The sequence below is a fragment of the Cyanobium sp. BA20m-p-22 genome, from assembly GCF_024346275.1.
Lineage (GTDB): Bacteria > Cyanobacteriota > Cyanobacteriia > PCC-6307 > Cyanobiaceae > Cyanobium_A.
In genome coordinates this window covers 1-6,565 of record NZ_JAGQCQ010000208.1, presented here as the reverse complement: position 1 = coordinate 6,565, position 6,565 = coordinate 1, and the positions used below count along the sequence as shown (strand labels likewise).

The 6,565-nt window shown below is 65.1% G+C and carries 10 protein-coding genes; all 10 read right to left on the bottom strand.

Translation table 11 applies throughout. The features are described 5' to 3' along the window. Positions 1-76 precede the first annotated feature (76 nt). The 10 genes from KBZ15_RS15715 to KBZ15_RS15670 all read right to left on the bottom strand — a co-directional run bounded on the left by KBZ15_RS15715 (position 77) and on the right by KBZ15_RS15670 (position 6,361). Positions 77-343 carry a HigA family addiction module antitoxin gene (locus tag KBZ15_RS15715; RefSeq protein ID WP_255016139.1) on the bottom strand — a complete coding sequence of 89 codons (267 nt, stop codon included), beginning with the start codon at positions 341-343 and terminating at the stop codon, positions 77-79. Between the two features lie 200 nt (positions 344-543). Next, positions 544-963: a type II toxin-antitoxin system VapC family toxin gene (locus tag KBZ15_RS15710; protein WP_255016138.1), complete on the bottom strand. Its 420-nt coding sequence runs from the start codon at positions 961-963 to the stop codon at positions 544-546. Next, positions 951-1,214 carry a type II toxin-antitoxin system Phd/YefM family antitoxin gene (locus KBZ15_RS15705; RefSeq protein WP_255016137.1) on the bottom strand — a complete coding sequence of 88 codons (264 nt, stop codon included), beginning with the start codon at positions 1,212-1,214 and terminating at the stop codon, positions 951-953. The genes KBZ15_RS15710 and KBZ15_RS15705 overlap by 13 nt, the downstream gene beginning before the upstream one ends. Before the next feature lie 219 nt (positions 1,215-1,433). Then, positions 1,434-1,742 (bottom strand): nucleotidyltransferase domain-containing protein, encoded by a 309-nt coding sequence (locus KBZ15_RS15700; protein ID WP_255016136.1) that lies wholly within the window; start codon positions 1,740-1,742, stop codon positions 1,434-1,436. Then, the gene (locus KBZ15_RS15695) at positions 1,739-1,885 is read right to left on the bottom strand and encodes a hypothetical protein (protein ID WP_255016135.1); all 147 of its coding nucleotides are present in this window, start codon (positions 1,883-1,885) and stop codon (positions 1,739-1,741) included. Before KBZ15_RS15695 ends, KBZ15_RS15700 begins: the two co-directional genes overlap by 4 nt. Continuing rightward, entirely contained in the window at positions 1,882-2,850 is a 969-nt protein-coding gene (locus KBZ15_RS15690; protein ID WP_255016134.1) for a GDP-L-fucose synthase, read from the bottom strand. The genes KBZ15_RS15695 and KBZ15_RS15690 overlap by 4 nt, the downstream gene beginning before the upstream one ends. After that, entirely contained in the window at positions 2,847-3,104 is a 258-nt protein-coding gene (locus KBZ15_RS18755) for a GDP-mannose 4,6-dehydratase (RefSeq protein ID WP_396123515.1), read from the bottom strand. Before KBZ15_RS18755 ends, KBZ15_RS15690 begins: the two co-directional genes overlap by 4 nt. A gap of 204 nt (positions 3,105-3,308) precedes the next feature. After that, on the bottom strand, positions 3,309-3,746 hold the full coding sequence (locus tag KBZ15_RS15680) for a hypothetical protein (protein WP_255016133.1): 438 nt from the start codon (positions 3,744-3,746) through the stop codon (positions 3,309-3,311). Positions 3,747-4,004: 258 nt separating this feature from the next. Beyond that, positions 4,005-4,628 (bottom strand): Uma2 family endonuclease, encoded by a 624-nt coding sequence (locus tag KBZ15_RS15675; protein ID WP_255016132.1) that lies wholly within the window; start codon positions 4,626-4,628, stop codon positions 4,005-4,007. A gap of 518 nt (positions 4,629-5,146) precedes the next feature. After that, on the bottom strand, positions 5,147-6,361 hold the full coding sequence (locus tag KBZ15_RS15670) for a hypothetical protein (RefSeq protein WP_255016131.1): 1,215 nt from the start codon (positions 6,359-6,361) through the stop codon (positions 5,147-5,149). Positions 6,362-6,565: the final 204 nt, after the last annotated feature.

The window sequence follows — 6,565 nt, the reverse complement described above, 5'->3', positions numbered from 1 at the left end:
AGCGCCTCCTGAAGCTGCTCGCCACCCCCCAGTTCCGCAGCCTGCTGGCGGCTGGTTGAGAGAACCAGTGGTGGGATCAAGCCGGCATCAGCTGCATCGGTGTCAGGCCTGAAAGGTCGAGCCGCTGCCGAGCCTCCCATAGGTCGTAGCTGTCCTGCAGCGCCAGCCAGCTCTCCGGGCTGCGCCCCAGCACAGCCGACAGCCGTAGGGCCATATCCGGAGTGACCCTGCTCTTGCTCGTCACCAGCCGCTGAAACGTGGAGGCAGAAACCCCCAGCCGTTCCGCCACCTGCCGCAGCGACAGTGCGCAGGGCGGTTGGTGCATCGCGATCGGTAGCGCCATCAGTGGTAATCCTCGTAGTCGACATCATCAACATTGCCCTCGCGAAACACAACTGAACCGCATGCAGTCGTCAATCTCCAGCTGCCGCTCGGCGGTGCGGGCGCGGTAGGTCTGGCTGTAAACCACGATGTCCATGGGTTAGGGCCTCCTGGATTGATGTCCAGTCCGTCGGTGGCTGGGTTGTACTGCGGTTGAGGAGTTCATCGCTCCAGCTCCTCCTGCCATGGGTTGATGATCGCCACACCCGTGGGCTCAAAGTGGCGCAGGTTGCGTGTCACCACCGTGAGGCCCCGCTCCAGAGCCGTAGCGGCGATCAGCAGGTCTGCACCCTCGTGGCCAATCGCGGCAGAAAGCTGGCCCCAGCGGCGCGCCACCCCCACATCCACCGGCAGCAGCCGATCGCCATACAGCCGCAACAGCTGATCCAGCCATCCGGCCAGCTGCTGAGCAAAGCCTGAATCGCTGGTGCGCTTGCGGGCAATGCCCCGTTCGATCTCGCCGATGCTCACCACACTTAAGAAACAGTCCTCCGGGCGCTGCCTGCTGATCCAGGCCACCACGCCCGGATCTCGCTGGCGCAGCCGCAGCTCCGAGAGCACCATCGTGTCTATAAGGAACACGGGAACTCCCTGGGCGTGAGCGACATCCCCTCGAAGCCCTCGTCGTCCTGCGGCATCTGCAGCAGCAGTTCGCTCAGGGATGGCGCATTGGCTACGTCGAGGCGGTGCAGCCGTTGGTAGTCCTCGGCCGAGAGCACCACGCTCACCCACTTGCCGCGGCGCGTCACCTTCTGCGGCTCGCCCCGGGCGGCCGCATCCACCACCGCACTGAAGCGGTTCTTGGCGTCTTGCAGGGTCCAGGTGGCATCCATATTTTTTGTGGCTAGCTGATCTGGCTAGCTTAAAGGCTGCGGCATCGACACCCACAAATGATGCTGTTTCTGCATGCCTCGCTTGCTTGCACCCCATGCTTGCTTTACGCTTGCAGTGCTGATGCACTAGTATCGATGGCTGTGGTGTGCGGTTCCTGGGGTGGTATTCGCATTCGTGTTCGCCCTTCGGCAGCAGTGGTGGGATCAAGCCGGAAGTAGTCATGGCTCAGGCCTCCCGCTTGTTGCAGGGATGGGAGCTTCCCAGATACGCCGGCCCACGCGCTGCACAAGGGCGCCCAGCTCGGCGGGCAGTTCCTGGCGCAGCACCAGATCCACTCGCCAGGGCAGCAGCAAATCGTCCACCGCCGCCATCAGCGCCAAGCGATCACTGTGGTTAAGCGCCGGGCCCTCCAGGCACAGATCGATGTCCGAGCCAGGCCCATGCCGGTCCATCGCCCGCGAGCCAAACAGCCACACGGCCTCCACCCGCGTTGCAGGGATGCCGGGGATGGTGGGGATGGCAGTCATTGCGCTTCCTCCTGAAGGCGTAGCTCCAGCCGGATTTTCAACTGCTGGAAACAAGGCAGGTTTCGGCCGCTGATGTTGGTGGCGATGGCATCGCCCTGGCTGTAATTGCTGAAGCGCTGTTGCCAGCGGATGTCGCTGTTCATAACCGCACACTCCCGCGTGCCGCAAAATCCGCCACCGTGCTGCTCAACCCCTCTGCTAGTGGGATCCGAGCCCGCCAACCCAGCTCCGCCAGCCGGCCCACATCCAGCTGTTTTTTGGGGGTGCCGTCAGGCTTGCTGGTATCCCAACGGATCTCGCCCTGGTAGCCCGTAGCGGCCGCCACCGCTTCTGCCAGCTCACGGATCGTCAGATCCACCCCCGTGCCCACATTCAGAAACTGCAGCTCCACTTGGCCAGGCTGCCACTGCTCCAGCGCAAACACGCAGGCCTCGCCCAGATCGTCCACGTGCAGAAACTCCCGCAGCGGCGTGCCGCTGCCCCAGCAGGTGACGCTCGATGCATTCGCCTGGGCCGCTTCATGGAAGCGGCGGATCAACGCAGGCAGCACATGGCTATTGGTGGGATGGTAGTTATCGCCCGGTCCATACAAATTGGTGGGCATCAAGCTGATCGCATCGAAGCCGTATTGCAGCCGCAGCGCCTGGCAAAGTTTTATACCGGCGATCTTGGCGATCGCATACCACTCATTGGTGGGCTCCAAGGGGCCAGTGAGCAGCGCCTCCTCCTTGATCGGTTGCGCTGCCAGTCGCGGGTAGATGCAGCTGCTGCCAAGGAAAAGCAGCCTTCTAGTGCCGCTGCGCCAGGCGCTCTCGATCACCTGGGTTTGGATCTTGAGATTATCCAGCAGAAAATCAGCCGGGTAGGTGTCGTTGAAGTGGATTCCCCCCACCTTGGCGGCCGCCAGCACCACCACATCGGGTTTCATCAGCTCAAACCAAGCCCGCACCGCCTGCGGATCGAGCAGATCCAACTCCTCACGGCTGGCCGTGAGCAATTTTCCGTAGCCAGCTGCTGTCAACGCCCGGCAGATGGCGCTGCCGGCCATGCCGCGGTGGCCCGCCACAAAGATGCGGTCGTCAGCTGTGATCAATGTTTTATTGCTCATGCCTGCGCTCCGGGCAGCGCCAACCGCCCTCTACGCGGGGCAGGCCCTGCTCCACGTTCACCGCACCGCCATAATTCGTGGCTAAAAAAAATGCCATTCTTTATTGATCGCGAAGCGGGCCGGCGGCCATAGCTGCTGACGCGGCGCTTGATGCCATGCACGCTGTGACCTGTCTTCAGCAGCAATTCCGCCAGGCGGGAGCCCTCTTGCCCCCTGATTCCAGTGATCAGCTTGGTTTTGCTCGATGGAGGCATGAAGCAATCCTGCCAACTTTTTCAGTCTAGCCCAGCCAGTAGGGGGCCAAATGGTTGTTGTTGCTACCTGAACTTCTGCACCCACTTGCTTCTAGCTGAATTATGCAAAATCCGCATTGCTGGCAAGCTGCTTCGTCTAGCACCTGCTGCTGCTGCTCAAGGGCCTCCGCCGCACGCTCGACCGAGATGGCGCGCATGGAGGACTCAGTTGGCGCTGGCCGGTGGCGGGGTTTGCAGCCGTCCCTGCGCCTCGAGATGCTCAAAGTCAGCACGCTCGAGAATGGGCGCCTCAGCGCTGTAGCCACGCGTTTCGAGCCCATCCTTCAGGCAGCCGATGGCGGCAGCGGTGAACACATTGGCGTCGCACACGTACGCTACCAGTTGCTCAAGATTGCGGTGATCGCGATAGCCCGAGGGGTCAGATGCGCTGGAGAGAATGCTCAGCTCTTCACAAAGATCCAACAACGCCAGCACCCGCTGATGGCAGCGAACAAAGTTAGCCAAGCCACCCTTTTCTGGATTGCTGGCGTACTGGGTTTTGCAGAAGTCATGCCACTGCCACTGTTGCGACTCCTCGGCATGGATGGCCAGACCGAAGGAGCAGTGATGGCTTCCTTCACCCGGGAAGGCGGCAAAACCCATCAGCTGGCGGCAACTGGGGATCGCCTTCCGGTTTCTGAAAAAGGCGTCGTAGTCCTCGACTGACATCGCGCCTTGTTTGACGCAGAACAGGGGATCATCAGCATTCGTCTGGCAGGTTTAGCCGCGCTGCGCCCTGATGCAGGGCAACGATCCTGCGGCGCGCCTCCTCTGGCGAGGCATTCGCAAGCGAAAGTGTGTAACTGATGGCTAAACTCATCGCCCTGAAGTCGCGGCAATCTGGACACGATGAAATGGGCGTTACCCCTCCCAGATTTCGGCCAGCTGGAGTGATAACCCTGTGAATTCCGGCGTGGCCTCCAGCACCTGGAGCCGATCCAGCCGCTGAGGGGGGGCACTGGCAGGCCACGTCTCCACTGCTTGTTCGTGGGGCAGCATCAGCCAGCCCAGGCGGGCGCCATTAGCCTGATAAGCGGCCATCTTGGCTCGCAATGCACTCACTCCCCGTGGCCCTTCGTCGCTGGGGCTGGCCAGTTCCACCACCAGGTCGGGACAGAGTGGCGCAAAGCCGCGGCGCTCATCCGCACTGAGAGCCTGCCAACGATCCAGGCGAATCAAGGACGCATCGGGGCTGACAACCGAACCATCGGGCAGCCGGAATCCAGTGGAGCTGTCAAAAGCCTTCCATCCCCCCGCGCGTTTGGCGTACAGCTTGAGCTGGAAGAACAGCTCACCATTGCGGGAGCCGGTTTCGCTGCCCGTGGGCGTCATCGCGATGACCCGACCATCCGCGCCTAACTCAAGCACCGCTTCGCGGTTCTCGGCGCACACCAGCTCAAACTGCTCCGGCGTGAGGCGCAGGTCCGGCGGCAGCCGCAGGAGCGCTGGGGGACCCGTGCCGGTTGGGCTGGTGGTGAGGGTCATCTCGCCAGGCCTGCGGTGACTTCAGCGTAACGGGGATGCGGTGAGGGATTCCTAAGTGGACACCCCCAATTGACGTTCGACGGCGTAACCACATCAACCTCCCCAGTCACGTCCTCCCACTCCAGCAGCAGTGGGGCGTCTGGGTTCTGAGCGGGCCTTCCCTACATCTAGCCGAGGCCCCAAGCCTTGACTACTTCAACTGTGCATCCCTGTTGCGATTGCCTTAGGCCCATTGGGACATGCATGCCCTGCGCCAGGCCCGCAGCGCTCCTGTGGCGGTGCTCAACCGTGACCATCCCGATGCGGTGTTGATTGGTCTGGAGCAGGGTGGGGTGCTGCAGGCGCCTGGGGTGCGGGCGGCCCTGCATGCCATCGATTTCCGCATCGCGCCGGCTGTGATTCAGGCCGTGCTGGATCGCTGTGGCGAATCAGCACGGCGAATCAGCACAACGAATCAGCACAAGGATGGCGCTGGGCTGCTCGGACCGGATTCCAACAGGGCCGCCCGGGCTTGCACTTCAGGCCTGGTTGCCGAGCTGCCGCACACACCAATCCCCGAAGCCCTCGCCCAGCACCTGCTGGCCGTAGGCGCTGAGGGGCGTATCGGCGGGCAGGGCCGCTGCGGCCGCCGCGATCGCCGCCAGCCATGCCCCGCCCTCCGGGCTGTGCCAGCCCAGCCCCAGGGCCGCCGCCTCCGCCGCCAGCCAGCCGCTGCCGTAACCCACGGCCGCCAGCGGCCGCTGCAGCGCCGCCCGACTTGCCGCCCACTGCCAGAGCATGCCGCTGCTGCGCTCGGCGTAGCGCAGCGGGTCGTAGGCCAATAGGGCAATCGGGCAGCGCGCCAGCCACTGGCCCATCGCCGCGCTCTCCACCTCCCCCTCCAGCCACACCAACCCCAAATTGGCCGCCTCGGCCCGCTCCAGCAGCGCCCGCTCCTGCTCCGCCAGCGCAGAGCCGCTGTGCAGCTGAAACAGCCAGCCCCAGCCCTGCAGCGGCGCCGGCCGGGGCCCCTGCAGCAGCGACTCCAGCACCGCCAGCGCTTCCGCCCGGCCCTTGCCTGCCTTCTGGTCGCCCCAGTGCAGCAGCACCAGTGGTGGCGCCCCGGCCGGGGGGGCTTCAGACCTGGCGCCCGCCCCCACCACCGCCGGGTGCACCCCGACGCTCGCCAGGCCGGTGGCCGCCAGCAAGGGGGCGTAGAGGGCCTCCTGCTGGCGGGATGGGAAGGCCAGCGTGAGCCGGTGGCCCTGCTGCCTGCAGGCCCGGGCCAGGGCCGCCAGAGCCACCCGCGCCGTGGCGGCCGCCTGGGCGTCGCCCGCCGGGCCCTGCAGGGTTTCCCCCGGCGCAAACATCAGACTGAGCAGCACCGCCGCTGCCGGTGCTTGGTTTAGCTGCCGCGCCAGGCCCAGCAGCTGGAAAGGCAGCAGGCTGTGGCCCAGCCAGGCCGCCACCGGCTCACCGCCGCTCGCCGCCAGGGCCAGCTGCTGCTCCAGCCGCCGCGCCAGCACCAGCGCCCCGCCCAGTTCGCGCCACTGGCTGGGGTCGCCATAGCCGCAGCCGCTGAACACACCGCGCACCGCCGCCGGCCGCGCCGGCTCCCCCTCCAGGGCCAGGTCGCTCCAGAGCTCGCCCGCCCAGCCCGCTGCACCCAGGGCCGCCAGCAGGGGCCGATTTACCTCGCCGTGGTGGCCCACCGTGCTGGCGTAGGCCGGCTCCACGATCACCAGGCGGGGCATGGGCAGGGCGCACGCCGCTGACGCCAGGGTAGGGGCCCGCCTTGAATGCGCGGAAGGGCAGGCCCAAGGGCACTCTCCCGGGGCCGGTGACTTTCAGGAAAGTTGTCACTCCTTGGCTGCCACTCAGGCGGCCTGAACCAAGGGTAACTCCAGGGCCAGTTCGTGCTCTTCCAGTGGCTTGTTTATCCACACTTCTGCCGGTTG